The 447-nt window shown below is 73.8% G+C and carries 1 protein-coding gene; it reads right to left on the reverse strand.

Annotation, left to right across the window (positions count from 1 at the left end; genetic code table 11):
* On the reverse strand, positions 1 to 447 hold a 447-nt coding region (locus G3I71_RS47575), incomplete at both ends, for a crosslink repair DNA glycosylase YcaQ family protein (protein WP_203733158.1).

Below are 447 nucleotides of genomic sequence, written 5' to 3' on the forward strand. Positions count from 1 at the left end.
CTCGTCGAGGAGGAGCAGCTCCGGGACGGCCCGCTCGGGCAGGTCGTAGACCCGCTTCCAGCCGCGCCGCTCGGCGCAGACCACCTCGCCGGTGTCGAGCAGCCACTCCACCGCGATCTTGGTCTCGGACCATTCGAACCACTCGCCGCCGTTCTTGGCGCCGCCGAGTTCGGTGGAGGTCAGCGGGCCGTCCGCGCGCAGCCGGTCCAGGACCGCCGCCGTCGAACGCTCCTTGTCCCGCAGGACGTGCCAGCGGTGGCCGCGCGCCCGGTTGGCGCGCCGGCGGAAGGCGAAGTGCGGCCACTCCTCGATCGGCAGGACGCAGGCGGCGTGCGACCAGTACTCGAAGGCGTGGCCCTGCGACCAGTAGGCCTGCTCGACGGTGCTCCGGCCGACGGCGCCCAGGCGGGCGTACGGGATCAGCTCGTGCGCGCGGGCCAGGACCGA

Origin of the sequence: Streptomyces sp. SID12501 (genome assembly GCF_010550245.1) — a bacterium.
In the GTDB taxonomy this organism is placed as follows: domain Bacteria; phylum Actinomycetota; class Actinomycetes; order Streptomycetales; family Streptomycetaceae; genus Streptomyces.